Here is a 26,025-nt window from a genome sequence, read left to right on the forward strand (position 1 = left end):
TTATAGGCAGAATAGGCTTTCCGTTTTTGTTCCAGAAGATCGGTGTATTCCTCTCGGAGAGATTTGACAGAGGGGAGCTTTTTGATTCCCAGTTCGTCAAAATGATTCTTCGCTGTCTGGTGCAGTAAGATTTCCGCCTCATGTGCAACACGGAATTAAAAGGCTGAGCGCCAGCGGAAAAGATACCTCCTGTCTACGCATTTAGGGCGTTAAAAGTCCACGGAAATCAAGGGTTTTTCCGCATGGCAGGCAGGCAGGTGGATAAAGTTATCCTGTTCCCCGCAAAACGGGGTTCTAAATGCGGGAAAAATGACAAAAAAGAAGCGCCAGATGCAGAGGCTTTGATACCTCTGCGCCCGGCGCTTTTTCAGCCTATTAGCTGATCTACATAGGTAATTAGAGGGTGCAGATGTTTCAGGCGAAACATCTCAAATAACTTATCTGGATTTACCCATTGAACATCCACAACTTCTGTTTCCTGTAAACGCATTTCTTCAATCTTTATATCCTTATGAAATAGCCAAACATCGTAAAAATCCTGCACATTTTCCCGTCTGCTCTGATAAATCAATTTTTCACTTCCGGGAGTAAGCAGTATTCCTAATTCTTCTTTTACCTCTCGGATTGCTCCTTGTAAACTGGTTTCCCCGGAAAGTACAGAACCACCCGTACATTCCCAATAAAGAGGGTATTGCTTTTTCGGATGCCGCTGTGATAAAAGATACTGCCCCTGCTGGTTGACGATCCATACACTCACAGATAAATGATACAGCCCTTTGGGTATGATTTCTCCACGGCACACTGTTATTCCAGACTTTTCCCGTTTTGCATTATATAAATCCCATTTTTCCATTTTCATACCTCTTTGTGTGGGATCGGTGCTTGCCGAAAATCAAGTAAGTAAATATCCGCAATCCTTTCTATTTCTGTACGCTGATCTGCGGAATACTTATCATAAATCCCGCCTGCTAACATACGGGCTGCCTTTGCGCTTTTAATTGCTGGAAGCACATCATCAAACACAATACAGTGTTCAGGTGCAACCCCTAATTTTCTTGCGGCCAATTCAAAGACATCCGAATATTCTTTTCCCCGCTGAACCTCATCTGTTGAACATAGAGCGTCAAATAATTCTAAAATAGAATTGTTCTTTAAGCATGGAATATAGAGCTTTTCCGGCAACCCCGTAGCAACTGCAAGTTTTATTCCATGTTCTTTTAAGCGCAGAAGATAATCAAGGGCATGGGGCAGCAGACCGACATGGTTACTGTATTCCTCGACCGCCATATTATTCCATTCCTCAATAATTCCCTCTACCGTTTCCTGCAATCCAAAAAGATCAATGGTATATTGTGCGGCTTCCTCAAAACTCCTTGCACATATTTCAGTTACATAATTTTCCGGGACGGGAAGATTTCTCTTTTTCAAAAACTGAATATCTATATGCTCCCATACATCCATTGAATCCAGAATTGTTCCATCTAAATCAAAGATTGCCGCATTAAAATCCATTTTTCTTTTCCTTTCCGCAAAATAAATCTTTCAGTTCCGCAGCAGCAGCTTTTATATCAGACTGCGCTATGATGGCAGATACAACAGCCAGCCCGTCAATTCCCATGGGCTTGAAACGCCCTGCATTTCCCTTATTGATACCGCCAATAACAACTATCGGCAAAGAAACGGCTGCGCGGATTTTCTGTAATTCTTCCATTGATACAGAATCAGCGTCGGTTTTAGTTCCAGTAGGGAACATTGCGCCAACTCCCAAATAATCCGCACCATCCTGTTGTGCCTGTATTGCTTCTACAATGGAAGAAGCAGATACCCCCAACAGCATATTTTCTCCTATTACTTTGCGGACGGCAGCCGCAGGTAAATCATGCTGTCCAATATGTACTCCCGCAGCCTGCACAGCCATTGCAATATCTATTCTGTCGTTTATGATGAGGGGAATATGGTATTTATCCGTAACCTGTTTCACGGCAACAGCCTGATTGTAAAATTCTAATGAGGACAATTCTTTTTCTCGGAGTTGTATCATTGTGCAGCCTCCTAAAATTGCCTGTTCTACCGCTTCTGTCAGGCTATCGCAGCTCATTAGTTGACGATCAGTAACAAGATAAAGTGTATAATCAAAGTTCATTTTGCACCTGCCTATTCTTTAGATAAACCATGCTGATACAATTCGTAGAAATGGTGCGTCGGGCCACAGCCTTTTCCAATCGCAAGAGAGTGTTCGATTGCCATTGTGACATAAGCCTTTGCAGATTCGACTGCAAGCGGAACACTTTTTCCCTTTGCAAGCTGGGAAGCGATTGCAGAAGAAAAGGTACAGCCTGTCCCATGAGTATTTTTCGTATCAATGCGGGATGTTTCAAAATGGTAGAAATTTTCTCCATCAAATAGGACATCAACAGCATTTCCTATATGATGTCCACCCTTGACAACAATCGCCTTACAACCCATGGCATATATTTTTCTTGCGGCAGCCTCCATATCTGAAACTGTGGAAATCTGCATATCCGCTATTTTCTCTGCCTCTGGAATATTTGGAGTAAGTACATCGGCAAGTGGAATTACTGTGTCTATCAAGGTGGAAACCGCCGTAGGATTCATCAATGGGCAGCCATTTTTGGCATACATAACCGGGTCGATTACAACATTTTGGGGCTTATATTGTAATAGTTTCTTTGCCACCGCTTTCATACATTCTGGTGTAGAAAGCATACCGATTTTTACTGCGTCCACTTCAATATCTTCAAATACGGCGTCAATCTGTTTTTCAATCATATCCGGGGTAATATCTTGGATGTCGATAACACGGCTGGTGTTCTCTGCAACAACAGAAACAATAACACTCATTCCAAATACACCGTGAGCAGAAAAAGTTTTCAAATCAGCCTGAATACCTGCACCTCCGCTGCAATCTGATCCGGCAATGGACAATACTTTTTTCATTTTGCATTTTCCTCCATTCTCTCGTTCCGATAGGCCATCTTCCAAAAAGCAAGCTCTAACAAACTTGCTTTTTCAAAAATATCAGCCAGATACTTTTTATTTGCTACTGATAACCCGGCACATTTATGCTCTGCAAAAGCAGACCATTCTTTGCAGCTTTCTGCATATTGTTCATCCGCATGATCTTTGATAAAGTCCCAATATCTTGACTGTCTGCTTGTAGGAACAGCCGCCAATTTGCGGAATATATAGCTGTAACTTAGCATACAGGGAAGAACCGCCATTAAAATTTCTTCATTCTTTCCATGTGACGCAATCTCAAACATGAAATCAATGTAATTTTGATTTTCAGGCAGAGGAGCGATCAGTTCAATATCATTATCCGTCATGCAAAATTGCTTTAGATAATCCAGACGCACTTCTGATTCCGTATCATTTACAAAATTCAGCATGGAATAGTAAAGCTGAATTTCTCTTAATGTATCAGCATGAAAAATTGCCTTGCCGTATATACGGGCATAGTTTTTCAGATAGATACTATCCTGAATCATATATCTCTTGAACTTTTCAAGAGGTAGCTTTCCAGTTTGCACTTCCTGCACAAATGGGGTAGCTGCACATTCTTCCCAAATGGGGATGTTGCGGGTTAAAATGTCTTTCATAAATGCCATGTTTGTTCCTCCTAAAATAAAAAAATAGAGCCTCTAAAACAATTAGAAGCTCTTTCAGACGCAATACGAGCGTAAGAAATTGCTTCCCTACGCCGGTATTAGCCGACAGGTCCAGAGGTCAGGTCTTACCTTTTTCAACTTGTTCAGTTCCCTCGCAAACACATATCATATCTTATTCAATTAAAAAGGACATTCCCAAAACAGAGAATGTCCAAAAAATACGAATCTGTATTCTTTAGCTCCCTGCGTTGGTATTAGCCAACAGGTTCAAACGGTCAGGTTTTAACCTTCTCAACTACAAGGTAGTCCCCCTGCTTGAGTATTATTATAGTTAAGAAGTCCAGGAAAGTCAAGGTCTATAGAATTCAAGTTAGCAAACCTTATTGACGGGATTTTTCTGTGCTGCGCTGCGGTTGTGGTGGGGAAGAAATCTCTAATAGGTATTCCACATTGGCCCGAACATTATGAAGTTCTTTCATATCATTTTTGGCCTGCTTATAGGCAGAATAGGCTTTCCGTTTTTGTTCCAGAAGATCGGTGTATTCCTCCCGGAGAGATTTGACAGAGGGGAGCTTTTTGATTCCCAGCTCGTCAAAATGATTCTTTGCCGCCTGGTGCAGCAGAATTTCAGCTTCATGTTCTGTTCGGAATTTTTTGCTGTACCCGGCTTTGCGATATTCTACATAGACAGCCCGCGTTTTCGCATAGTTTACGATCTGTTTTTGCAGCTCGGCATTGGCGTTCATTTTTGACTCCAGATCTTTGATCTGAACGGATAAGGTATTGAAATTAGTGGTAGTGGCGTTGGCTTTTTCCAGAAGATCCTCATAACCCATATCGCCATGTTCTTTTAAGTAGAGCACTGCCTGAGAAAGCTGCTTTAGGTTGAACACTTTTGCCCAGCGCTCATAACCAGGGCCCTTGCCGGAACGGATTGCAACTTCAATATCAACCAGCAATCCAACTTTGGAAACCGTTTTTTTAGAAAAGGCATGGCGGGGTTTTACTGTCCGTGTACCGGCAATCCGTTCTTTGATGGCTTGTTCTGTATAATCGCCTTTGAGCGTATCGCATCGGGTATAATTTTCTTGTCCCGGAACTCGGAACCGAAGATGTTTTCTTTCACGGTTGACTTCCAGCCCAGCAGTTTCCAGCTTCTGTAGAAGTTCCTCAAAATCTTTTGGCTTTTCCTCTAATGCAGCATCAATAGCAATGCGTATCTGCTCCTGAAAGGAAGGCTGCTTTTTATTCCCCAGCCATGTGCCATAATGCTCCCGGCTGGGTTTCGGATTTTCTACAATCGAAAGTCCATGTTCCAAACACAGCTTGTCATTCATTCGCCGGATTGCCCAGGTAGAACCCCAGAAGTTGCGAAATTTTTTCTGACAGTCCAGTGTAGTAGAGTTGATAATGATGTGATTATGGACATGGTGCTTATCCACATGGGTGCAGACAACAAAGGCATGGTTTCCTTTTGTGAGCTTCAGTGCCAGCTCCCTGCCGATCTGATTAGCTTCTTCTGGCGTAACTTCGCCGGGCTTAAATGCCTGACGGAGATGGTAGGCGATCACATCATCTGCACCCTGATTTCTGCCGGTCAGATTTGCATACTGTCGTTTGGACAGAAGAAACTCTGCATCAGCAAGCCGGGTATCACACTCATAGCCATAAATGAATTTTCCAAAATCGGTTTTCTGCGGATTTTCTACATAATCAATAATATCTGAGATCGCAGTAGAGATATTCCGACCTTTTCCTACATGCAGAGGCATCAGTCTTGTGGTCGCTATTTTCGTCACCTCCTTAACTTAATTCCAATCAGAGAAGTTATAATTGCAGAAAAAGAGCGGGGCTGCCTATGCGCCCCGCCAAATCTGCTTAACCAAATATAAAATCCTTTAAGGCACTGTTTGCCCCGCCAATGATCCCTACCAGCCATGCAGCCGCCAGAGGCAGACCGTATGGACTGATAAGAAAGGCGATCATAAGCCATGCAAGACCCGGCAAAAATCCTGCGACAAAGAACAGCACCAATGCCGCCAGAAAGATGATCCCAGAAAGAATCCCAAGTACCGCACCGGAAAGAACCACTAAAAATTTACATACCAGATAAAGAATCCCCGTAACCAGCATAAAGGGAAGTGCCAGTAATTTACCTATCAAACGCATACGCTTTGCCTCCTTTCAGAAGGGCATCTGCCCTTATAAAAATTTTACCGTGACGGCAAAAAGAAAGCAACGGCTTTCCGGCTGTTTATGAAATGTTTGCAAATCCCCGGATCAGTTTGTCCATGCCATCCCAAAGGCTGTCCAGACGGGTGCGGATGTCATCTATATCTGCGGCATAAATATTGCCGGTCTCATTGGCCCGTCTGGTATATTGGTTTAAGTTATTGGAACAAATGCGGAGAAGCCGGATCATTTCCTGAATATCTCCCATATCAAGGTGGATGATGTAACCGTCTACGGCCATCTTTCGCAGATATGCCGACAGGTTGGTAATGCCAAGTTCCGCCATGCGTTCTTTTACCAGTTCGGCCTCCGCTTCGGACATGACAAATTCGACGCGGACGGATTTTTTGTTATGCCCGCCATTCATCGTTCCAACCCTCTTTTATGAGATGAGACCTCCTGCGTCGAAACCGCCGTCTTTGCTCTTTTGAGTTTTTCCCGCAAGGTGGTCTTTTCCAGCTTATCAAGATATTCCTCCAGATTTCCGGCTGTCGCATGATAGCTGCGTTTGAGGCGTTCCCGTTTTAGAATTATCATCAGCTCCGGCTCATTTTCTGGCAGATAAGTCATTGTTTTAGGGGCTCCATGCTCTGGCATAAGCCGGTTCATAAATTGTCTCCGTTCCTGATAGGGAATCGTGATAACATTTCCATCCTCAAAAGCAACGGCTACATTTCCGATTGGACAGGTCAATTTTTTCATCCGTTCCACATGTTCTCTATAATTTAGCGGATAGAGATCGCCAAATATTTTTCCGTCCCTGACTTCTTTCAAAGAGATGGCATAAGCCAAAACGGGATCATTTGTCTGCTCCTGGTAAAACCGCCACACTTTGTTTTCATGGCTGCCCTCCAGATAAACTTCCCGTTCGCGCAGGGTATAGGTTCCGCAAGGGCGTGACATCCAAAGAAGCTGTTTATCCTCTGAACGCTCTGACAAAGCCAGTTTTGAGATCAGTTCCTTATCCAGGTCAAAGTCCTCTTTATAATGTTGGGTATGAAGATCTACGATACGGGAAAGAGCACCCAAAAGATCTACATCCTCAAATCTTACCCCGGCCATCAGCGTTCCCTTTCCGGCACCGGAGGGATCATCTGCCTTGCTTCATGCTCCGGTTTGTCTGCTTTCAAACGGTCCATCAAAGACGGCTTTGCTTCCGGCACCAGCTCCCGGATTTCTTCATCCGTCTGTCCGTCTGTCAGATCCGGGCGCACAGGAGGTTCGTTGTTCAGCCTGCCATCCAGCATATTGTAGTTGCCGGTCTGACCTTCCTCATAAAGTTCTGCATTGCGCAGATAACTCTCCGGCGCCTGAAATGGCTGTCCGGCAAACAGAATTTCTCTTTGGGTGGTAAACTGTGCAAGGACCCCATTTTGCAGTCTTGCAAATTCTTCATACTGGCGCAGGGTAAGCCCTCGTTCCAGCATTTCCGCCTGGGTATGCGCCCAGCCTTCTCCATAGAGAAAATAGTACATGTCGGGCTGATCACAGACAAAACACAGGGAACCGTCCTGATTGTCATAGTAAGATGGCTGCATATTCTGGTAATGGCAGCGTTCCTCACGCCCCAAATACACACGGTTGTCCGCACCCAGCATAGCGACCATACCCGCGTAATTACTATGGACCGCAGAGCGGATTTCTACCAGCGGATCTGTTTGAGAAGGAATCTGTCTGCCCGGAATCTCATTTTGTTTTTCCGCTGCATCATTTCTTGGTATCACTTCTTCATGGCTGCGTGCATCCAGCTCCGGTTGAGATGTTCCTTTCCGAACAGCACCGGGCTCCGGTTCTTTTTCTTTCACATAGTATCGGACATTTGCTGTCGTATGCTCGTTGGCTTCCTTTGCATAGTTTTCAGCATCGGCTTTACTATCAAATTCCAACGGTTTCCCATTTTCCTTGCACCAGCTTTGTGCCGGTCCGAAAATAGAAGTGCTGCTTCGTACTGCCCATACACCATAGGTCAGTTTCTTTTCCATTCCGCATCCCTCCTTATCGTTCCTGTTGTTTGGAAGTTTGTTGCTTTTTTACCGGGTCTGCCGGTTTTGTTGCTTTTAGCTGCTGACGGAGAGAATTCTTATGCTCCGGTTCGGAATCTGTGATGTTGACATATTCGCCAATGATACAGAGCGCTTCTCCATAACTGCCGGAAGCAAATACCCGATCAGACATTTCTTTTGCCTGTTCTTTCAGACCATGCTCCCGCAAAGTACGGGAAGCAATACCCAGCAGATTAAAAATGTTCCCATCTGCTCCGATCAGTGGACAATCCGGTTTATCTGCCAACGCTTCCGGTGTTTCTATAAATCCGCCTAAATAATTCGGCACAAAGTCCGACAGCCATGTGCCGCCATAGACTTCATGGGTCTGTAAACGCCACAGGGCAAGTTTTCCTATATCCAGTTTCACATCATCAAACGGGTAAAGCAAACAGGTCAGTTCTCCGTGCTGAAAAGCAAACACATTCTCAAACTGACTGCCATCTTTCAATATGCCTGCCTGTGTCAGCATTTCATTGATTCCGTCTACCCATTCTGTCAGATCCCCGCCACAGCCCTGTAAAATCAGTCCTTCCTTATCCGGCATGCGGCGAAGATCCTCCGCAGTAATCGTGTTGATATTCAAAAAAATCGCCTCCTATCGTTTTTGTTAAAATATATGTTTTGTCCGCAACTTAACCTCATTTCAAAGCACTGGAGTATTCTTATACAGCGCCCTTGAAAACAGGTGCAAAAAGCCCTTGAAAATCAAGGACTTTTGGGGCTAAGTTGCGTACATATCATAGTTGGTTTTGCCGCTTCCGGCGTTTGCGTTCCCGCTCGGATTTCCGTCTTGCATAGATCCGGCAGGCATCAGAACAATATGCCTGGCTGGTTATAGGAAGATACACTTTTCCACACACAGGGCATATTTTCTGTCTCATGGAGGTGTCCTCGCCGGTAATGGCTGATTCCAGTGCTGCATCCACCGGCAGCACCGCTTTTTCAAAGTACCTGCAATAAGCACCGGTCCACCATTTATTCAGCATATAGCAAGGACTGTCCAAAGGAAGGCAGATCTTATCCTGAGAGTCATAGTTGGCGCAAAGCACCGTAACCAGCTTTCGGATCGCAGCCCGCTCCGAGCGGTTCAATTCTCTCTCTGCCATAACGCCTACCTTTCCGGGGCACTTCTTTGCCGGCCGCTGGAAAATCCGGTTATATCAGTAACATTCCTGGACTGTGAAAGGGCATCGGCAATAGAGTTCCGCTTTTTCTGTTTTGGTTCATGGTAAATAAAAAGTTCGTTTTTCCCCGGCACATACAACAAACCATTTTCTTCGCACCGGAAAATGTCACATTCTTTGTCGGTTGCGACGGTATAAAAGTCTTTGTAATCATAAGGTGCTTTTTGCCGATCCTGATAGGTACACAACCCTAAGTTGAAGTCACTTGCCAGCCGTTTCGATATGACGAAAAAGTCGCCTTCTTTTTTGTGAAATTTTCGTATGGGCGTGAAGTGATAACCGCCATATTCAAAGGTTTTTCGGTCACTCATTTACGCCTGCCTTTCTTTACGGGAAATTCCAGCTTGAAATTCACATATTTACCGCCGGTATCATCCAGGATCACTTCCGCATCATAGGTCTTTCCTGTTTTTTCACTGTAAAGCCCGGACATAGAAATACGGCCCTCTTTCAAAAGAGCCGCTGCCACAGACTTTGTGATGGACTTTTTCTTGCTGGAAAAGAAACGGTTATCTTTCCAAAGAGCAAAAGAACATTCCCTGTTGTCGCAGAAAAAACCTTTCTTTCCTTCATATACCGGGGCTCCGCAGCGAGGACATACCCCCACGGCTTCATGTGCAGTTTCTCTGGAAGAAGGGAACAGATCCGCAAAACGTTTCTCCGGGGCGGTATGTTCTTTTACCAGCGTCCGGCTCATATCTGCAATCTGATCCATAAAAGATGTTGCCGACAGTTCGCCATGTTCCACTTGTTTCAGCATAGATTCCCATTCTGCAGTTAAAATGGGAGATTTGATATTGTCCGGCAGGACTGCGATCAGGTTCCTTCCTTTTTCCGTAGAAATGAGCTGCTTTTTCTTTCTCTGTACAAATCCGGCAGAAACCAGCTTTTCCAGTGTTGCCGCACGGGTAGCCGGAGTACCCAATCCTTTACGCTTGGCATCGTCCGGCATATCTTCCGCACCGGCCGTCTCCATAGCGGACAGCAGCGTGTCCTCCGTATAATGTTTCGGCGGTGAAGTTTTCCCTTCACGGAGACTTGCTGACACAGTTTCAAAAGTCTGTCCTTCCTTCAGCACAGGGAGAGCGGCATCTTCATTTTCTCTGTGTTCCGTTTCACTCTGCCTGATACTCATACGGTGAATCCGTTCCACCTCTTTCCAGCCGGACTGTAAGATGGTCTTTCCTTTTGCCGTAAAAGTATATCCCTGGCAGTCTAACATAGCGGTGACCGCTTCAAACCGGTTTGCCTGCGTTGTGGCACAAAGCAGTCTGACGGCAAGCAGGGTAAGCACATCCCGCTCCCCGGAAGGAAGCTCCGACAGGTCTGTCCGTGCAATCTCCACAGTTGGGATGATGGCATGGTGGTCGGTCACTTTGCTGTCGTCTGTTACCCGGTCAATGTCCGGCTCTCCGGCGCAGCCTTTTCCAAAGGGCATATTGTCACGCAGCCATAGGATCAGGGAAGCGGCGGTTGCCTGCATGTCCTTCGTCAAATACTGGCTGTCCGTTCTCGGATAGGTTGCCAGCTTCTTTTCATAGAGAGATTGCACATAATCAAGGGTCTGTTGAGCCGTATAGCCATAAATACGGTTACATTCCCTTTGCAGAGTTGTAAGGTCATAAAGGCGGGGAGGCTGTATAGTTTTTACCTGCTTTTCCACAGAACGCACAAAAGCGGAGTTGTGGTCACAGTCCATACGGATTTTTTCAGCCTCGGATCGTTCCGTCATTTTTTCGCCGGAAGCAGTAAAACCTCCGCAGGTGATTTCCGGCACATAAAAAGGCTTACTGATGAAGGATTCAATATCCGACTCACGCTGTACCAAAAGTGCCAGTGTCGGTGACATAACACGGCCGACATTTAGGGTGACACCATACAGGACAGAAAAAAGCCGGGTGGCATTGATCCCGATCAGCCAGTCGGCTCCTGCCCGGCAGACCGCCGCATCATAGAGTTTATCGTAATCACTGCCGGGACGGAGATGGTCAAAACCCTCACGGATCGCCGCATCCTCCATACTGGAAATCCAAAGGCGTTCCATAGGCTTATTACATCCGGCATATTCATAGACCAGACGGAAGATCAGTTCTCCTTCTCGTCCGGCATCCGTAGCGCATACCACGGAATCCACCCGTTTGTCCTTCATCAATCGGCACAAAAGGGCAAGCTGCGTTTTCTTATCCTTTGGCACTTCATATTTCCAGTTTTCCGGTAGGATCGGAAGATCCTCATACCGCCATTTGGCGTACTGTTCTTTGTAAGCCTCCGGCTGTGCCAGTTCCAAAAGATGTCCCACGCACCAGCTCACCAGATAGCCGGAACCTTCGAGATAACCGTCTTTTCTTTCCGTTGCGCCTAATACTGCTGCCAGTGACATAGCAACAGAGGGCTTTTCTGCAATCACAAGTTTCAATTTTTATTCCTCCTTCATAGTTTCAAATTCTTTATCCGCAAGTTTTCCGGTTTGCATAAGACACATCAACATAACGCCGGAAGCCATTCCTCCGGCAAAGGTAAGGAAATGTGAAATCAGGTTCCACATAAGCATTCCTCCTAAAAATGGGTAAAGAAAAACGCCCACTTCAAAGTGAGCGCATCAACAGGTATCTATTTTGTTTTTGGTTTCAAGTGATCCGGCAGGACGATTTCTCCAACTGGGATTTCCCGCAGTTCCTTCTTCATCCGGTGGGTAAAGCGGATCGTCTTTGCTATACCTCCGGTTTCCCGTCCGTCATATACAGCGATCACTCGGTCGGAGTGTTCCACCATATAACGATTTCTGTGGGAGTAGACGCTTGGGAGATATTTTTCCTGTATCACAACAACATCCGCACAAGCCTCCAGCAGTTCACGGGTTCTTGTTTTCTTATTTAGGCTGTCCAGACGCTTGCGGTAAGGGATCACTGCGATCAGCTCCAGTGCCGGGGTGGTCTGCTTTCTTTCCAGCACCAGCTCCACAAAATACTGGTCTACGCCATCTGCAAAACCGCTCATAAAACAGGTGAACCCATCTGTAACAGCAGCATCGATCTCATGTGCCAAGGCTGTTTTTATTTTGTTGATCTCATTCTGCGGTAAATCCCTGTGTCCGGTAACACAGCAAGTTTTTCCTTTCATCGGTCATCCCTCCATCTGATAGGTAAAATTCTTCACTTTTCATATAGTAATAGATTTAATTTAGCAAGTCAACGATAATACCCTTTTTCCTTTTGCGGATAATAAAGGGGCGTGAGGTACAATCTATTACAGAATGGGAGGTGAAGGCGATGTATGAAGATTTTGTCCCGGAACGATTAGCGAAACTGCGGACACAAAAAGGAGTTTCCGCACGCGATATGTCTTTATCGTTAGGTCAGGCAAACAACTACATCAATAATATTGAGAATAAAAAGTCACTTCCCGCTATGCAGTCTTTTTTCTACATCTGCGAATATCTGGGTGTGACACCGCAGGAATTCTTTGATGAAGGAAATACCTACCCGGAAACCTTAAAGGAATTCATTGCAGAGGCAAGACAGCTTGATCCTCAATCCATGCAATATATCCTCGGTATTATGAAAGAACTCAATAGCAGAAAGTAAGCGGTCACGGTAAAGGCCGCTTTTTTCGTGACTTTCTTTATTATATTTTATAATGTTCTCGAAATGTCCGCTCCCTATACCGATAAGTATTCAAAAACTGTTCTCCAAACAGCCTTTTTCTATTCGCCGGTACTGCCAAAGCTGCCGGTTCCTCGTTCTGTTCCCAGATCGGTTACAAAATCCGCAATGACGATCGGCGTGATCACAAGCTGCCCGATACGGGCTCCCTTAAAAAGAGACTGCGCCTGATTGCTTACATTGCTGATGATCGCATGGATCTCTCCACAATAGCCGGAATCCACAGGCGGCAGTTCACAGACCAGACCTTTTACCGCCATGCTGGTACGGGGAAAGATATATCCCGCATATCCATCCGGTATTTCCAGTCCAAAACCCAAAGGAATTTTGGCGATTTCTCCGGGCTGTAAGGTACAGTCATAGGGCAGATAAACATCCGCTCCGGCATCATTGCCATGCGGACGGTAAGGACGCTGGTGCTCCGGCACGCCAAAGTCGATCAGTTTTATTTTCATCGGCAGTCTCCTTCCCAAAGAGCAGGATAATCTTTTTCCAAAATATCCTCTGGCGTCATATTTGCCTGCAGTTTTCGTCCGCAGGTCATTTTCCCTTCCAGACATCGATCCATCTGACAAAAAGGCCCGGTCAGTGATGGGGCAAACAAAGCAGGGCTTAGTTCATAAAGTTCTTTCCAGACCTTTAGCAGCACGATCCTTGTTTCATCTGTATTTCTCCGGCATACCCGCTGGCTGATGATATGTTTCCACTGATAAGGGGTGGCGCTGATGAGCAGTACATTCCGCAATCCCTGGGGCGTGGCATAGCCGGCCGCATCGTGCCCGCTTCCGGCAGTGCACAGGGCTTCATAACATTTCATGCTTTCATTACAGCTTTTTAAGTACAGTTCCCGTACCACTGCCGGAGCCGTCATAATAGAATACGGGACAGCGAAATCCGCCTGTCCCGTATAGTTGCTGTACTGCAGCGATGCACTCATAAATTTTACTTCGTTCTGGTGGCGGGTGATCTGCGCCAGAAAACGCCTGCTGGCGCCGACAATGGCTACCGTGATCACCGCAAATTTCTGGATGGTAGGATGGGGAAGCGCCCCCATAGCCGCTACTGTCTGAACGCTGAATGATTTTTCGTAGAGCTCCATCAGGTCGTCCATTGAGGCAATCTTATGTCCCTGCTGGGTAAGCCTTGCCGCAAAGACCATGTTTTTTTCTGCTTCCGCTACCGCCTGGCAGTTCAAAATTTTTACTTCAATCTGTTTAATTGGTATGTCCCTCCTTTACAATCGCTTTCAGTAAGAACAGATAGTTAAGACTGTCTGTGATCTTTTCGTCCCATGTGTCCATCGGATAAACCACTTCTTCGGCAAAGCACATATCGTATAGAGAAACAATATGCTTTGCCAGCATACCGGCAAGGGCACGCTGGGGCGTTGTGTGCTGTAAAGCTGCCGCTGCCTTAAATGCACCCAGCCGGTCCGGGTCATCCCCGGTGTATTCTTTGGTTTTCCGTTTCAAGGTATCAGCACAGAGCCGCACCTGTTCGTCAAAAACGGCATTGACTTCATTTTGCGTAATATAGCATCCCTCCTTTGAAAACAAGAAACCGGCTATTCTAAAGCATCTTAGAATAGTCGGCAAATAAATGGATATGTAATTGTTTATAGTGTATTGATCTCTTTTTCCAGTTCCTGGACCGTTGCTATGACTGTCTCAAATGTCGGAACATCCCCATACAACATATCCTGCATAGAGTTATAGTCCGCTTCCAATGCTGCAAACCGATATTCCGGCGGGAGTAATTTTAATGTGCCCGGCACAGCCTCCGGGTACTTCGCCCATGATCTGGGATAGAATTTCATTTTGAAATCTACAACTTTCTTCAGGAGATCCAGCCTGGAAAAAGCAGCTTCTTTAACCGGTGTTGCAGCCATGCGGTAGAGATCATAATAATGTCTGGAATACCGCTGCGGCATTTCCAAATGTTCCGGTCTGTTCGCTTCATGGTGCAGGATTGTGGCTTTTTCCCAGAAGGTCCGTTCCGGGGCAACGGTAAGGATTGCGGTTTCTTTTTGCTCAAAAATCTTCGGATAATATTTTGCCGCGTAAGGTTCGATCTGCGCTGTTTTTGCAGGAGTCCACGCTGCCAGCGCACCAATCTCTAAACGGATCACCTGTAAGGTCGCCGTATTTGTAAAAAGGTGCGGATAGGCGAAAATGACCGTCTGTTTATCCTTTTCATCTATGTAGACATTTGCTTCACAACCGATTTCCTGGGATAAGCCGGCTTTGACTGCCGGGCAGAATGTTTCGGACAGAAATACCTCCGCACGCGCATTGGCTTCTTTGTTAAAAGCATCCTGTTTTGTATTGGAACGTTTCTCCCATGGTTCATCTTTGCCATATCCCAATACACGCCAGTCCAGAATCAAATCAATATCTTCTGAAAACCGGCTGATCAGGTGAAAGGCTTTTGAAAGGCTGGTACCTCCCTTAAAGGTGATGGACTCTTTCCATGGTGAGCGGTGAAATAAATAATCCAGCGTAAAACATACCCAAAAGTCTTTTTCTACGATGGCATCATTCAGTCCCATTTTATCTGCTGTATTTCTGAACAGCTCCCTGCGGTCGTTATCTGAAAGTCTTGCTATATTTCTCATTGTACCTTTTCACCTCCACAAATCTGTCGTATCGTATCGTAAACCCAATCCGTAGACTCTGTTGCTTCCTTCAAACAAGCCTGTTTATCCTTGTCTGTCAGTTTTTCGGAAAGCATCTGTATGACTTCTGGCGTAACATTCGATTTGCCAAGCGTTTTTAATGCCTGTATAACCAAACTTGTCATATAGGACAATCCGGTAATCTCCTTATTGGTCCGGTGCTTAAATTCCAGCTTTGTAGAGTTCCACTCGTAGGTCTTATATGGACCATCGCTGATATAGGACCATACTGCTGTTACCTGTGTTGAAAGACCTAACAGGTTCAATGCTGTATTCCCACATGGGGCAATCGTCCAGTGATAACTTCGTGCCAATGCGTTCGCCACCGCTTCCGGGTCTGCCGCCACATATTCATCCAGAAGTTTGCTATATTTTGGTTTTTCATAAACACCTTTCAAAATGCGGCGAAGCATACCTGCCTGTGTAAGCCGGTTTAAGTTCCGTCTTATGGTTTCCGTATCGGCAATATCCGCAAAATCAGAACTGATGAAAATAGTTCCTTCCGCCGCTGCTTTTATCTGCTCCTGAATCTGTTTGGAATAGCCATTTGCCATATTGCTCACCTCCTTTTGTCCCGAATATTATATATTATTCGGGACAAATTTTCAATAGGCTTCAAGAGTTTTAGCAATAGTATTCCACATAGAACAGAATTTATACATCAGTTTCAAATTCTATATCAGGAGATGGGAACTATCGTATTCTTATTTTGTCCCGAATATTGTGTATTATTCGGGACATTTTAAGCACTCGGCAGGTAGATCCAGTCGTGCATCAGGCACACGCTGGGTTCGTCCTCCCTTGGAACCAGACGGTAGGTACATTCCCCATAGACCGTGCGTTTGTCCTCGATCTCCATGCCATAGGCTTTATAAAAGCGGTATTCCAGATTGGAGATGATACAGCGCAGGGTTTGCAGAGCCTCCCTCTGAGCTGATACGATCAGGTCACGGTCAATGCTGCGCTTCAAAAACAGCAGCGACTTGTAAAGCTGTACCTCTGTGCGGTAAGGGCGGCAGTCTTTCGTTTCCAGCCATCCGCAAAAAGCGACCGGTCCGCTCTGGATCACACTGCGGTCCGGGTGATAATACTCGTAGCAGTCCAGGTTTGCCGTATTCAGAAGATAGAGCATTTCCCGGACTTCATTTTCCGGCATGTCGTAAAACCGCAAAAGTGAGCGGTAAAGATGGACATAGCCGGGAATGGAAATCATGGTATTTACCATAAAATAAAATCCTCCTTGTAAACAGCAGGTGCGGGAGCTTTTGCCCCCGCACCGTCTAAAATCTATATTTCGTTATCTACTTTCACGAGTTTTCCCATGACAAGGAAGCGTCCTGTGCCGCCCGGCGTACAGGTAGAAAGGGTCAGTACCTTATCGCTGCAGGTCACAGTCACATCACTTTCCACCGCAGAACGTTCCTTCATAGCTGTAAGCCAGGTAGTATAAGCACCGTCATCCTTCCAGGAAAGCTGCCAGGGAGAAGTTTCACTGCCGGATTCTTCCGGCTTTGCTGCAAAAGCCGCAAAGATCTCCATGACATAACCCCCCTTCGGAGTAACGAGATACATCTGCCTGTGAGCATCAAAGTAACTTTGTTCATCGTACCGGTTCAGCAGCGCAAACATGGAACCATCCCGCATATTATGACCATAAATGATCGTATTGCGGTCTGAAAAATCTGCCCGGTTTTCATAATCGGCAAACAGGCAGCCAACCTTGTTATAGGTTCCGTCATAAAGATGGTTCAGGTAATATTCGTTGTTGTCGGTCTGCGTTACCGGATAATTGAGCACCGTATCAGGAAGGGAAAGCCATCCGATGATGTCCGGTCCATTTTCACGGAGCGTTTCAAAGTCTACCGAAGGCAGGACAATATCGGCATCGTCCCGTTTTGGTTCTGTCGGATCGGGTGCCGACTCCGGGGAAGCTGTCTGCTCCGGTACTTCCACATATCCGGCAAGATCTCGATAGGCATCTTTACTCTCAGCATACTGGTTCAAGTCACGGAACACCAAAAAACCGCTGCCAAGAGCCACCAGAACGCAGAGTGAAAGGACAGAAACCCCGACAGCCGTTCTTTTCGGGGAAGTCCTGCTGTATTTTCCCTTTTTGAAATAATACACAGCAAATACGCTGCCGCCGATCAGTACGGCTGCCAGCAGTCCGCCATACAGGAAAATATACGGATCATCCCCGGTCTGCGGTACCGGCTTTTGAGGGGTGGAAGGATTGGAGGGAACAGAAGGCTTTTCCGGGTTCTTTGGGTTATCCGGCTTTTCCGGTTTTTCATTAAAGAACTGGACTGTAGATGTCTGATCTGCCTTAATCTCCACCGTGGCGGCATCAGGAATGATGTAATCCTTGCTTGCCCGGTTTGCAACTTCTGTTACGGTATAAATACCGACACGAAGGCCCTTAACTTCAATCACGCCGGATTTTGGAGTGGTGAATGTCTCGCAGTAGGAGCCGTCCGCACTCTTAACCTCGATGGCAAAACCATCTTTGCGCCCGTCGCTGGAATCCTTTGTGATCTTTAAGTTGCCGCGGTAAGCCTCATTGGTAAATCCGTGCCCGGCTTCTCCATTTTCCACAACTGCGACCTGTCCATCTTCTGTGATGGAAAAATAGTAAGCGTTTGAGTCAGGCTGATAGCCCTCCGGCGCTTTGCTTTCTTTGATAAAGTAGCCGCCAGCCAGAAGGTTTTCCGCCGTATGATAGCCTGCATCGGTTTCTTTCAGCGTACCGATCTTTTGATCGTCAGGATCATATTCCTGGTTGGCGTTGAAATCCGCATACAGGTCGAACACTGCACCGGGCAGGAAGCGCAGGAAAGAATTCTTGTCTTTCTTATCCTCCTTTTCCACAGGGGACGGTTCCTCCACAGCTTCGGTTTTAGTTACCTGCACACTGCCGCGGATCAGGGTGTTTTCCACACGGATCTCGATATGCTGTCCGTCTGCACCGATATATACATGGTGCTGCTGCGGGCTTACCGTATAAAGGTCAGGGGCAGAGATCTCCTTGACGATCCAGTGTCCGTAAGGAATGTTCTCAAAGGAAAAACTGCCGTCTTTTCCGGTAATAGCAGTAAGCAGCGCATTTTCTTCAGTAAATTCTTCGGTATCAGGTCTAAACAGACCCATGAGCGCACCGGCAAGCGTGACATCCTCGCCGCCTTCCGGGTTTTCCCCGACTTTTACACCGTCTACACGCCCACGGAGAAGTTCATTGGAAACAGCCTCGCCTTCATTGACAAGGATCTGTACCAGGGCGGTTTCCTGACCAGCATACTCAAAGACAACCGGATATTCCTGATTCGAAAGGATATAGGCGCCGTTGGTTGTGCGTTCCTTGACATAATAGCTGCCAAAAGGCAGGTCGGAAGCGAAGGAAGCGCTGTAACCGCCGGATTCCTCAGACGAAACAGAGACCACTTCCAGAAGTCCACCTGCCGGGATTACGCTGCCATCTGCCGCCGTCAGGTCTGCGGAAGCATAAAGTCCAAAGGAAATATCCTTATATTCCTCGTTCATGCCAAGACCGAACAGGTCATCGGTCTCCATTGCCTTGAAAAGTGTGACATCCACTTTCTGGCGTTCGTCATAAAGACCGGCCGCTGTCTGTGTAACCTCTACGGTCTCACCCGCATAGGTCAGTTCCACATATTCCGGTTGAGGATTCAACACACAGCCGGAAGGCGCCTGACGTTCCTCCAGACGATAACGGCCAAGATAGAGAGACCCGCTTTTCGCTGTGCCGTCCTCGCCGGTCGTAAGTGTTTCCACAACCGTATCTTTTTCTGCCCGCAAGGTACCGTCACCGGTATAAATATCTTCATCTGCGATCACATCATAGACCGCTCCGGGAAGTCCGGCAACCTCATATACCGGTTGGTACAGTCCGTCGTTTTCCTGGACAGAAGCAAATACTTCTCCGGTCTTTGTGATGGTAAGCTGGCCTTTCTGCGGCATATTGTACTGAGTGACCGTCACAACCGCCTCGCTGCCGTCAATGGTAAACGGTACCGGCTGATCGGAAAGCACATAGCCATAAGGGGCAGCCACCTCATAAAGTTCATAATCCCCGGCGGCCAAAGGCTCCGGCAGCATCAGCCAGCCCTCGTCAGAAACATAGAAGGTATCCAGTGTTTCCGGGTTCGGATAGTAGACGGTCTGGGTGATAAATTCCCCGGTGGAAAGATCCTTGATCTGAAAACCGGTTCCGGTCACAGGGATAATCTTTCCGGTCTCTGCGTCACATTTTTCAACTTTCAGACGGGCTGTGATGGTGCGGTTGTTCAGGATATAGCTGTAAGTCTTTCCGTCAGAGGAAATGAATACCGTAAAGTCCGGGACAAAGGCTTTGCCTTCCTCGCCTGCGATCTGATGGACCGTATAATGTCCATAAGGAAGCGGTTTACTGGAAGCAAAACCATCCGCATCCGTGGTAAGAAGGTCACGTTCACTTTCCTTTGCCGCGTCATAGCTCCCGGCTGCCTTTAAGTAAACTTCAAAGACTGCGCCTGCTTCCGGGCGTTCGATGATACCAGCATTGGGATCGTCGGTATTTTCGCCCTCAGGCACATCCGGGTCCAGGTCATCGGTGTGCTTGACAAGCTGGATATTTCCGTAAATAACCGTTTCCGTCACCTGATTTTCTGTGGTATTGAGTTCCACTTCATACAGGGAAGGGGATGCACCCACTTCATAAATGGTTTCATTCAGAAGATACCCGGTGCTCGGTTCGATTTCCCGGATCGTCCAGCCATCCCCGCATACATAATAGCGGGTCATAAAGCTGCCATCCGGTCCGGTAGTATAAGTGTCGATCAGTTCGCCATCACGGAAGATCCCATAGGCCGCCCCTGCAAGCGTGGCATCCCCCTGAGCATTTCCGGTGTCAGCATCACTCTTTACCACATGGACGCGAAATTTCTTCAGAATATTGCTGAAATGTACCGAAGAAGTCTGCCCGCTTTCAATGGTCACGTACTGTGCGGAAGGGGTCACATAGCGGTCCACCGGAAGTTCTTTTACCAGATAGGTTCCCGGCAGGAGCTTCTTTTCAATCTGGCCGTTTTCTCCGGTCGTAACTTCCTCATTGACTTCATTTCCCAAAATGTCCGTACCGGAGATATGGAAGGTGATACCGGAAACAATGCCGTCCTCACTGGTCTTGACAAGTTTTGCGGTACCGTAAGTTTCCGTTTTGAATTTTACAAAGAAGGAAACCGGATCGCTGGCGCCGGTCATCATGGTCTGGTAGCCGGGTCTGCCCCAGATCAGCATGTCGTTTGCCACCGGGATATTCTTTCGGAATTCAAACAGCACCGGGTCCATCATCATCTGCCTGCTGGTAAAGGTGTATTCATTTCCGTTTCTTGTCACAGAAACGCCGCTGCCTTTCAAAGCCTCCAGATCGATCTTCAAGTTATTGGTATCTGTGACCGTCAGGGTATAGACCTTTTTTTCTACATCCCATTTCAGTTCCAGTTCCGGTGCTTCGCTTTTCTTAGAAGAAGTAAAGGAAGGTACTGTGGAATGGGAAGCGACCTGTGCAAGAATCCAGTCATAGGCTTTTTCTGCCGGTCGTCCGGCGATCACGCTGAAATACTGGTCGGCGTCTGCGTGGCCGTTTCCGTGGCGGCTGTACGGATCGCTTCTAAGTTGCTGCTGGTATTCCCAAAGGATGATCTGGGTTGCCATCTTATAGTCATCCTCGTTGATTCCGGAAACAGGGAGCGCCGCACCGGGTTTCCAGCCATAGATCGCAGTCAGGGTGATCCCCCTCCTTGCCTCGGCAGGAAGCAGGTTCAGGTATTGGCTGTTGGTCCCGCTTTCCGAAACATAGGTATTTTCCGAAGTATGGTAAGGAATCCCGCTCTCCACACAGTAAACCTGGTGGCTGATCCCGTCAGAATCCGTCAGCATATAGTGCCGGTAAGCATTGCCCCCGGAACTGGTGTGTACATCGATGGTTCCGTCTGCATGGTAGGCAAGATAGGTGTAAGGCGCCGGGGCACGGTAGTGGTTCCCATCAGAGCCCACATACTGGTCGCCCAGCCAGGAGCTTGCCGTCTGTCCGACAGACATGGCAAAAGCCTGAGCCGGAAGAAGCCCCAAAATGCTTGCCATACAAAGCAAAAACGCCAACAGCTTGCGAAAGCCGCGGCGTCTGGTTATGATATGTTCCATGAAAAAATCCTCACTTTCATAAAATCTAAAAGGACGGCCTTATTTGCTGTCCTTGTCGTCAAAATCATCCTCGGAAAGATATTCCGGTTCCCCGTATGCCTCATCCGGGTCAAAGCCTTCGCCATAACCGTCATCCTCAAATTCCGCATCGTCCTCGGCCTGCTGTTTCGGACGCACGATTTTTACATAGTAACCGATCCCGCCGACCGCAAGTAAGGCAGCAAGGATAAACAGGATCGTGCCGACGCTGCCGGTTTCTTTCTTCGGCTTTTCCGGTTCTGCCGGTTTTTCAGTTTCCGCCGGCTTTTCTTTTCCTTTGCAGCCATTTAAGTCATTTTTGCAGACCGGACAGCCGGTATTAACCTTTCCTGCCTCACATTTTTCTGTGCAGTTACAGCTTTCTTCCTGGGGGATCATGCTCATGCTGCCATTGTTCTTTTCTGCAAGTGCCATCAGGTCGGACTCTGTGACGCCGTTTAAGAAGTAGACATTGTTATCTTCCCGTTTCCCGTCGATCACCAGATAAAAGACATTGCCCGCGTCCGTAGTGATGGTGTAAAACTGTTTTTCCCCATCCGTACCGCTGATGTTGTCCTGTACCGTTCCGGTGCCTTCCGGGGTAAATGCACCTTCCGGGATCGCAGAAGTATTTTCCTGCTGTCCGGTACTGTTATCTGAACCGGAAGAATTTCCGCCGCCGGAAGGGGTTGCAGCGTTTGAGCCGGAAGGTTTTTCTTCCTTAGGCGGTTTTGTCTGTGTACCGGACGGACTCTGGGGTGCTGCCGCAGCAGGTTTCTTTTCAGGAGCCGGTTCTTTGTAATACGGATTATCCAGCTTTACCACATCAGAACGGTTGCCGGCATAATCTTTTGCGTATATGCTTACCTGTTTTTCTGTTCCTGCATAATCTTTTAGTGCAACCGACGCTTTCCCATCGGTGAGGGAGTTGATACGGTTTTCATCAACAAAGACCGCCTCCACGCCGGATAGATCGTCACTGCTTTCTATTTTCAGGGCATCGCCCTCCAGGGAAGCAGTCAGCGTTGGCGGTGTGGTGTCTTTGGAACCGCCGGCATGAGCCGTTACAGGTAATGCGCTGACACTTACAAGAAGCGTAAGCGCCAGCAGCAGGGAAAGTTTTTTAAGCCTCATGCACATCCTCCTTCTCCTGCGGTAAAACAGTTTCCGAAGGGGCTGCCTGCTGTGATTTCAAAAAATCCGCAAGCTGCTGGGGCGTCAGTTTGAAACTGCGCGCCACCGCCACATAATCGGTATTTTCCAGTTCTGTTTTCTGTTCCTCCAGCTTATGGAGCTTTGCCTGCATTTCCGCAATCTTTGTTTTGGTCTTTTCAATTTCCTTTTCCAGTTTTTCAATTTTAGGATTCAATTTATTACCTCCAATCTGTTAAGGCAGACGCCCAAATGTATAAAAATGCTGCTGCCAGTAGCTTGTATTGATGTTTGCATAAGAAATCGGGTCTCCACAGTGGATCATCATTCCATTTCCCACATAGATTCCTACATGGCTTGCGCCGCTGGTGTTGTAGGTTCCCTGGAAGAAGATCAGGTCGCCCGGTTTTGCATCCGCACTTGATACCGGCGTACATACACCTAAAAGACCATCCGCGGTCAGCCTTCCGAAATTCCAGCCAACGCCGCAGTTGTTGATCACCCAGGACACATAGCCGGAACAGTCAAAGGAAGTGGAAGGGCTTGCGCCTCCCCATACATACGGATAGCCAAGATATTTTTCCGCCTCGGCCATCATTGCGGCAAACTGTTCATCCGCAAGGGCTTCCGGTGGAATGTCATAATCGAAGTAGTTTCCTGTGCCGCCTGAACCAACTTCCGGCAGGTGCCGTTCGCTGGTATCGCCGGTATCGGCAAAATACAGGGGATTCAAATACTGACCGTCAACCAGGACTTCTAAGTGCAGGTGGGCCCCGGTAGAATTTCCGGTATTCCCGACCTTTGCGATCACATCCCCGGCTTTGACCTCCTGCCCGGCAGAAACAAGGATCTGGGAACAGTGCCCGTATTTGGTCGTCAGGGTATGTCCTTCGTATGCCTCGCCTTCAATAGCGACACACAAGCCATAACCGCCGGCATTTCCCGCAAGGGTGACCGTTCCGTCATGCCCGGCAAGGATCTCTGTGCCCTCCGGCATCCCGATGTCCACACCGGTGTGATAGTTCTTTTCCCCACTGATGGGATGTACCCGGTAGCCGTAATAACTGGTCACATAAGGGAGCCAGTTGGTGCCAAAGACATTTTTGACATACTGGCGGTTTCCTTTTGTCTGCAGCAGGATCTCGCAGATCTCTTTCTGGTCTGCGTTCATCCGGGAAACGACCAGGTTTTCTAGAGGTGTGACTGTGAGCTTGACATTTAAGATGCGCCATTCATAAGGCACTTCCTCCTGGGTTTCTTCCCCGGTTTCCGGATCAACGGAAGTTTCGGTGCGGTAACGGATCTCGGTTTCTTCTGAAAAGGACAGGGTATATTGTTCCTGGAAAAGCTGCCGCAGCACGCTTTCCACTTCATCGTAAGTAAATCCCTGATAAGCAGAAGTCAGATACCCCATCAGCACATACGGGTCATGCTCGATTGCGCCCAGGTTATACCGGTATTCGTCATAGCCGGGGCGGTCTGATTTCACCCGGTCTATTTCCATTTGCAGATCCGTTTCCCATTCGGTATAGGTAAGCTCCGCCTGGTTGATGTCCTGATCATCTGCAAGATAGGTAGAAGCAGCCAGACTTCCCAAACCGCCGGTCCCGATATTGGAGAACGTGGAAAACAGGGATGTGATCAGGAAAATTACCAAAAGGAGAAGCAGGAGGACAAGGCAGATTACAGGGTGCCGTTTGACCGCATGGACAATACCGACGCTGACCCTCTCTGTTGCGACTGCGGCATTTTTTGCCTGTTTCCCGGCTTCACGGGCAGCCTTGGCATACTGCCTTTTCAGTTTTTGTTTCTGCCATATCCGGGCAATCGCATGTTTCTTCAGCTCCGGGTGGTCGCTAAGAGCCTGCCGGTAAGCAAGTCTTGCGTTTGCTTTTGCTGATTTTTGCTGTAATTTCGCTGCCTTTCGGTAGGGGGCAGTTTTATGCCGGTGATATGCCGTGCGAAGCCCTGCCTCGCCCACAAGTTCAGAGCGGTGGGCTGCCTTGATGCCCACATTTTCATCCTCTGCCTCATAAATCTTTTTATGAGCGTAACCAATGGCAGTATTGGCGCCCGCCTTGACCGGACGCAGGGGTACAGGTCCTTTTACATGGACCTTTTGGGATTTGACCTCCTTTTCAAATTTTAAGTGTTTTTTGGCTTTTCCGGTCTCCGGGTCGGAAACCGTCTCCATGCGCAGTTTCTTCCGGGCAGGTAGACGATTTTGCGCCTGCTCTGCTTTTTGTGCAGTCCGTTCCGCCTTCCGTTTTGCATGGGTGAGCTTTTTATCCTTTGTCTCCGGCGGTAGTTCATCCGCAGTAAATTCCAGCTTGGATGTTTTCGGCGGTTCGCTATCCATACCCTTTTCCTTCTGCGCTGCCTGTTCCTCCGCCTGTGCCGCTTCCTGAAAACGCTGCTGATATTTGTTCCCATGCTGGTGTGTCCGGTAACGGTGTTCCTGACCGGATCTGTCTGTGCCGTTCGGTGGGGCTGAGCATTCGGAAGAAGGAGCATATTTTCCGGTATCATGGTCTGTCACATCCTCTGTTACAAAAGAACGCCTGGAAGCCTCCTGCCGGAAATTGCTTCGCACGTTGTCCTGTATCGGGGGCGCTGTCCTGGTAGCATCCGGTGTCTCAAAGTGTTCCGAAAAACCATCCAAAGCGGTTGCATACGCTTCGCCCTGTTCCAGCAAGGACGCCGGTGTTTCCGGTGACAGATGGGAAAATTCCGTCTGTACAGGGATGTCCTGCCTGTGTGTCTTGCCGTTGACAGAAGAAGGGGTGTCCCGTGCCCTGCGCAGGTCAAAATCCTGTTCGGTCTGCCTGGCTGCCGGTTGATCCTCCCCGTGGGAATCACGCACCGGCATCCGGGTATCTTTGCGCTTCCTTTGAAATTCCCTGTCGTGTGCCATTGTTCTCACCTCCGATCCATTTTAATTTTTGTCTCACGCTTTGGTCCCCGCTACTTCATCCGGTCTTGTGGTAAGCACGCTGTACAAGAGTGTGTCCTTCGGGAAGTGGTCCACAAAGGGGATGATCACATTTCCAAAGAACAAAAGCCCCTCGCCGGGACCGGAATGGGTCACATACGAAAGCTGGTGCGGGGAGATTCCCAACTGCTTTGCCAAAATCTGACGGTCTCCCTGGGCCTGGTTGAGCATATAGATAAAGTCCGAGTTCTATAGTGATAGGTAAGCCCCTGATATCATCTCAGGCTTTTCCCCCACTT

At 47.6% G+C, this 26,025-nt stretch carries 27 protein-coding genes, 1 pseudogene and 1 riboswitch; of the genes and pseudogenes, 1 reads left to right on the forward strand and 27 read right to left on the reverse strand.

Annotated elements, in window-relative coordinates; translation table 11 throughout:
* Nucleotides 1–367: 367 nt before the first annotated feature.
* The 16 genes from DWX00_RS09700 to DWX00_RS09775 all read right to left on the reverse strand — a co-directional run bounded on the left by DWX00_RS09700 (nt 368) and on the right by DWX00_RS09775 (nt 12,210).
* Entirely contained in the window at nt 368–853 is a 486-nt protein-coding gene (locus DWX00_RS09700) for an NUDIX hydrolase (protein WP_223385983.1), read from the reverse strand.
* 2 nt (nt 854–855) lie between these two features.
* On the reverse strand, nt 856–1,512 hold the full coding sequence (locus DWX00_RS09705) for an HAD family hydrolase (protein ID WP_005361145.1): 657 nt from the start codon (nt 1,510–1,512) through the stop codon (nt 856–858).
* Nucleotides 1,502–2,143, reverse strand: a complete 642-nt coding sequence (gene thiE, locus DWX00_RS09710; RefSeq protein ID WP_077326105.1) for a thiamine phosphate synthase — start codon at nt 2,141–2,143, stop codon at nt 1,502–1,504. The genes DWX00_RS09705 and thiE overlap by 11 nt, the downstream gene beginning before the upstream one ends.
* A gap of 11 nt (nt 2,144–2,154) precedes the next feature.
* The gene (thiD, locus tag DWX00_RS09715; RefSeq protein WP_004611583.1) at nt 2,155–2,958 is read right to left on the reverse strand and encodes a bifunctional hydroxymethylpyrimidine kinase/phosphomethylpyrimidine kinase; all 804 of its coding nucleotides are present in this window, start codon (nt 2,956–2,958) and stop codon (nt 2,155–2,157) included.
* The gene (locus DWX00_RS09720) at nt 2,955–3,629 is read right to left on the reverse strand and encodes a TenA family protein (RefSeq protein WP_118535721.1); all 675 of its coding nucleotides are present in this window, start codon (nt 3,627–3,629) and stop codon (nt 2,955–2,957) included. The genes thiD and DWX00_RS09720 overlap by 4 nt, the downstream gene beginning before the upstream one ends.
* A 223-nt stretch (nt 3,630–3,852) precedes the next feature.
* Nucleotides 3,853–3,952, reverse strand: a riboswitch (TPP riboswitch).
* Between the two features lie 57 nt (nt 3,953–4,009).
* Nucleotides 4,010–5,419, reverse strand: coding sequence for a relaxase/mobilization nuclease domain-containing protein (locus tag DWX00_RS09725; protein WP_117657329.1), 1,410 nt, complete (start codon nt 5,417–5,419; stop codon nt 4,010–4,012).
* Between the two features lie 88 nt (nt 5,420–5,507).
* The gene (locus tag DWX00_RS09730; protein WP_005361132.1) at nt 5,508–5,798 is read right to left on the reverse strand and encodes a CD1845 family protein; all 291 of its coding nucleotides are present in this window, start codon (nt 5,796–5,798) and stop codon (nt 5,508–5,510) included.
* Nucleotides 5,799–5,883: 85 nt separating this feature from the next.
* Nucleotides 5,884–6,228 carry a plasmid mobilization protein gene (locus tag DWX00_RS09735; protein WP_055158497.1) on the reverse strand — a complete coding sequence of 115 codons (345 nt, stop codon included), beginning with the start codon at nt 6,226–6,228 and terminating at the stop codon, nt 5,884–5,886.
* The gene (locus tag DWX00_RS09740; RefSeq protein WP_118398119.1) at nt 6,225–6,923 is read right to left on the reverse strand and encodes a hypothetical protein; all 699 of its coding nucleotides are present in this window, start codon (nt 6,921–6,923) and stop codon (nt 6,225–6,227) included. The genes DWX00_RS09735 and DWX00_RS09740 overlap by 4 nt, the downstream gene beginning before the upstream one ends.
* Nucleotides 6,923–7,843 carry a DUF4316 domain-containing protein gene (locus tag DWX00_RS09745; RefSeq protein ID WP_118398116.1) on the reverse strand — a complete coding sequence of 307 codons (921 nt, stop codon included), beginning with the start codon at nt 7,841–7,843 and terminating at the stop codon, nt 6,923–6,925. The genes DWX00_RS09740 and DWX00_RS09745 overlap by 1 nt, the downstream gene beginning before the upstream one ends.
* Nucleotides 7,844–7,856: 13 nt before the next feature.
* Nucleotides 7,857–8,450 carry a hypothetical protein gene (locus tag DWX00_RS09750; RefSeq protein WP_182438755.1) on the reverse strand — a complete coding sequence of 198 codons (594 nt, stop codon included), beginning with the start codon at nt 8,448–8,450 and terminating at the stop codon, nt 7,857–7,859.
* A 193-nt stretch (nt 8,451–8,643) separates the two neighbouring features.
* Nucleotides 8,644–9,012 (reverse strand): cysteine-rich VLP protein, encoded by a 369-nt coding sequence (locus DWX00_RS09755; RefSeq protein ID WP_118595119.1) that lies wholly within the window; start codon nt 9,010–9,012, stop codon nt 8,644–8,646.
* A 5-nt stretch (nt 9,013–9,017) separates the two neighbouring features.
* Nucleotides 9,018–9,401: a hypothetical protein gene (locus DWX00_RS09760; RefSeq protein ID WP_117567355.1), complete on the reverse strand. Its 384-nt coding sequence runs from the start codon at nt 9,399–9,401 to the stop codon at nt 9,018–9,020.
* Entirely contained in the window at nt 9,398–11,506 is a 2,109-nt protein-coding gene (locus tag DWX00_RS09765) for a DNA topoisomerase 3 (RefSeq protein ID WP_118427312.1), read from the reverse strand. The genes DWX00_RS09760 and DWX00_RS09765 overlap by 4 nt, the downstream gene beginning before the upstream one ends.
* A 3-nt stretch (nt 11,507–11,509) precedes the next feature.
* Nucleotides 11,510–11,635, reverse strand: coding sequence for a DUF3789 domain-containing protein (locus DWX00_RS09770; protein WP_081017347.1), 126 nt, complete (start codon nt 11,633–11,635; stop codon nt 11,510–11,512).
* Between the two features lie 65 nt (nt 11,636–11,700).
* Nucleotides 11,701–12,210: an SLOG family protein gene (locus DWX00_RS09775; protein WP_117514300.1), complete on the reverse strand. Its 510-nt coding sequence runs from the start codon at nt 12,208–12,210 to the stop codon at nt 11,701–11,703.
* A 149-nt stretch (nt 12,211–12,359) separates the two neighbouring features.
* On the opposite strand from DWX00_RS09775, the gene DWX00_RS09780 reads away from it, so the two are divergent.
* On the forward strand, nt 12,360–12,674 hold the full coding sequence (locus DWX00_RS09780; protein WP_005361112.1) for a helix-turn-helix domain-containing protein: 315 nt from the start codon (nt 12,360–12,362) through the stop codon (nt 12,672–12,674).
* A 119-nt stretch (nt 12,675–12,793) separates the two neighbouring features.
* Here the strand turns inward: DWX00_RS09780 and DWX00_RS09785 are convergent, their stop codons facing one another.
* From DWX00_RS09785 to DWX00_RS09835, 11 genes and pseudogenes are all read right to left on the reverse strand, one after another.
* Nucleotides 12,794–13,207 carry a dUTP diphosphatase gene (locus tag DWX00_RS09785; RefSeq protein WP_118427310.1) on the reverse strand — a complete coding sequence of 138 codons (414 nt, stop codon included), beginning with the start codon at nt 13,205–13,207 and terminating at the stop codon, nt 12,794–12,796.
* Nucleotides 13,204–13,971: an FAD-dependent thymidylate synthase gene (locus DWX00_RS09790; protein WP_256372856.1), complete on the reverse strand. Its 768-nt coding sequence runs from the start codon at nt 13,969–13,971 to the stop codon at nt 13,204–13,206. The genes DWX00_RS09785 and DWX00_RS09790 overlap by 4 nt, the downstream gene beginning before the upstream one ends.
* Nucleotides 13,967–14,284 carry a hypothetical protein gene (locus tag DWX00_RS09795; protein ID WP_029676883.1) on the reverse strand — a complete coding sequence of 106 codons (318 nt, stop codon included), beginning with the start codon at nt 14,282–14,284 and terminating at the stop codon, nt 13,967–13,969. The genes DWX00_RS09790 and DWX00_RS09795 overlap by 5 nt, the downstream gene beginning before the upstream one ends.
* An 83-nt stretch (nt 14,285–14,367) precedes the next feature.
* Complete coding sequence (locus tag DWX00_RS09800) at nt 14,368–15,366, reverse strand: nucleotidyl transferase AbiEii/AbiGii toxin family protein (protein WP_118595120.1); 999 nt, start codon at nt 15,364–15,366, stop codon at nt 14,368–14,370.
* Nucleotides 15,363–15,980: a DUF6088 family protein gene (locus tag DWX00_RS09805; protein ID WP_025577929.1), complete on the reverse strand. Its 618-nt coding sequence runs from the start codon at nt 15,978–15,980 to the stop codon at nt 15,363–15,365. Before DWX00_RS09805 ends, DWX00_RS09800 begins: the two co-directional genes overlap by 4 nt.
* Before the next feature lie 188 nt (nt 15,981–16,168).
* Complete coding sequence (locus tag DWX00_RS09810) at nt 16,169–16,651, reverse strand: hypothetical protein (RefSeq protein ID WP_071144309.1); 483 nt, start codon at nt 16,649–16,651, stop codon at nt 16,169–16,171.
* 62 nt (nt 16,652–16,713) lie between these two features.
* The gene (gene srtB / locus DWX00_RS09815; RefSeq protein ID WP_118595121.1) at nt 16,714–21,624 is read right to left on the reverse strand and encodes a class B sortase; all 4,911 of its coding nucleotides are present in this window, start codon (nt 21,622–21,624) and stop codon (nt 16,714–16,716) included.
* A gap of 39 nt (nt 21,625–21,663) precedes the next feature.
* Nucleotides 21,664–22,776: a DUF4366 domain-containing protein gene (locus DWX00_RS09820; RefSeq protein WP_118595122.1), complete on the reverse strand. Its 1,113-nt coding sequence runs from the start codon at nt 22,774–22,776 to the stop codon at nt 21,664–21,666.
* Nucleotides 22,766–23,011, reverse strand: coding sequence for a DUF4315 family protein (locus tag DWX00_RS09825; RefSeq protein ID WP_025577937.1), 246 nt, complete (start codon nt 23,009–23,011; stop codon nt 22,766–22,768). The genes DWX00_RS09820 and DWX00_RS09825 overlap by 11 nt, the downstream gene beginning before the upstream one ends.
* An 18-nt stretch (nt 23,012–23,029) precedes the next feature.
* On the reverse strand, nt 23,030–25,708 hold the full coding sequence (locus DWX00_RS09830) for a CD1108 family mobile element protein (RefSeq protein WP_117505242.1): 2,679 nt from the start codon (nt 25,706–25,708) through the stop codon (nt 23,030–23,032).
* 33 nt (nt 25,709–25,741) lie between these two features.
* Nucleotides 25,742–25,975: pseudogene (locus DWX00_RS09835) on the reverse strand (conjugal transfer protein TraE); the annotation flags it as partial.
* Nucleotides 25,976–26,025: the final 50 nt, after the last annotated feature.

Source organism: Blautia sp. AF17-9LB, assembly GCF_003479185.1.
Lineage (GTDB): Bacteria > Bacillota > Clostridia > Lachnospirales > Lachnospiraceae > Fusicatenibacter > Fusicatenibacter saccharivorans.

Bases quoted from the DNA above. Each gene is read 5' to 3' on its own strand.
- DWX00_RS09700 (WP_223385983.1), bottom strand. From the start codon at position 853: ATGGAAAAATGGGATTTATATAATGCAAAACGGGAAAAGTCTGGAATA.
- DWX00_RS09705 (WP_005361145.1), bottom strand. From the start codon at position 1,512: ATGGATTTTAATGCGGCAATCTTTGATTTAGATGGAACAATTCTGGAT.
- thiE (WP_077326105.1), bottom strand. From the start codon at position 2,143: ATGAACTTTGATTATACACTTTATCTTGTTACTGATCGTCAACTAATG.
- thiD (WP_004611583.1), bottom strand. From the start codon at position 2,958: ATGAAAAAAGTATTGTCCATTGCCGGATCAGATTGCAGCGGAGGTGCA.
- DWX00_RS09720 (WP_118535721.1), bottom strand. From the start codon at position 3,629: ATGGCATTTATGAAAGACATTTTAACCCGCAACATCCCCATTTGGGAA.
- DWX00_RS09730 (WP_005361132.1), bottom strand. From the start codon at position 5,798: ATGCGTTTGATAGGTAAATTACTGGCACTTCCCTTTATGCTGGTTACG.
- DWX00_RS09735 (WP_055158497.1), bottom strand. From the start codon at position 6,228: ATGAATGGCGGGCATAACAAAAAATCCGTCCGCGTCGAATTTGTCATG.
- DWX00_RS09740 (WP_118398119.1), bottom strand. From the start codon at position 6,923: ATGGCCGGGGTAAGATTTGAGGATGTAGATCTTTTGGGTGCTCTTTCC.
- DWX00_RS09745 (WP_118398116.1), bottom strand. From the start codon at position 7,843: ATGGAAAAGAAACTGACCTATGGTGTATGGGCAGTACGAAGCAGCACT.
- DWX00_RS09750 (WP_182438755.1), bottom strand. From the start codon at position 8,450: ATGCCGGATAAGGAAGGACTGATTTTACAGGGCTGTGGCGGGGATCTG.
- DWX00_RS09755 (WP_118595119.1), bottom strand. From the start codon at position 9,012: ATGGCAGAGAGAGAATTGAACCGCTCGGAGCGGGCTGCGATCCGAAAG.
- DWX00_RS09760 (WP_117567355.1), bottom strand. From the start codon at position 9,401: ATGAGTGACCGAAAAACCTTTGAATATGGCGGTTATCACTTCACGCCC.
- DWX00_RS09770 (WP_081017347.1), bottom strand. From the start codon at position 11,635: ATGTGGAACCTGATTTCACATTTCCTTACCTTTGCCGGAGGAATGGCT.
- DWX00_RS09775 (WP_117514300.1), bottom strand. From the start codon at position 12,210: ATGAAAGGAAAAACTTGCTGTGTTACCGGACACAGGGATTTACCGCAG.
- DWX00_RS09780 (WP_005361112.1), top strand. From the start codon at position 12,360: ATGTATGAAGATTTTGTCCCGGAACGATTAGCGAAACTGCGGACACAA.
- DWX00_RS09785 (WP_118427310.1), bottom strand. From the start codon at position 13,207: ATGAAAATAAAACTGATCGACTTTGGCGTGCCGGAGCACCAGCGTCCT.
- DWX00_RS09800 (WP_118595120.1), bottom strand. From the start codon at position 15,366: ATGAGAAATATAGCAAGACTTTCAGATAACGACCGCAGGGAGCTGTTC.
- DWX00_RS09805 (WP_025577929.1), bottom strand. From the start codon at position 15,980: ATGGCAAATGGCTATTCCAAACAGATTCAGGAGCAGATAAAAGCAGCG.
- DWX00_RS09810 (WP_071144309.1), bottom strand. From the start codon at position 16,651: ATGGTAAATACCATGATTTCCATTCCCGGCTATGTCCATCTTTACCGC.
- srtB (WP_118595121.1), bottom strand. From the start codon at position 21,624: ATGGAACATATCATAACCAGACGCCGCGGCTTTCGCAAGCTGTTGGCG.
- DWX00_RS09820 (WP_118595122.1), bottom strand. From the start codon at position 22,776: ATGAGGCTTAAAAAACTTTCCCTGCTGCTGGCGCTTACGCTTCTTGTA.
- DWX00_RS09830 (WP_117505242.1), bottom strand. From the start codon at position 25,708: ATGGCACACGACAGGGAATTTCAAAGGAAGCGCAAAGATACCCGGATG.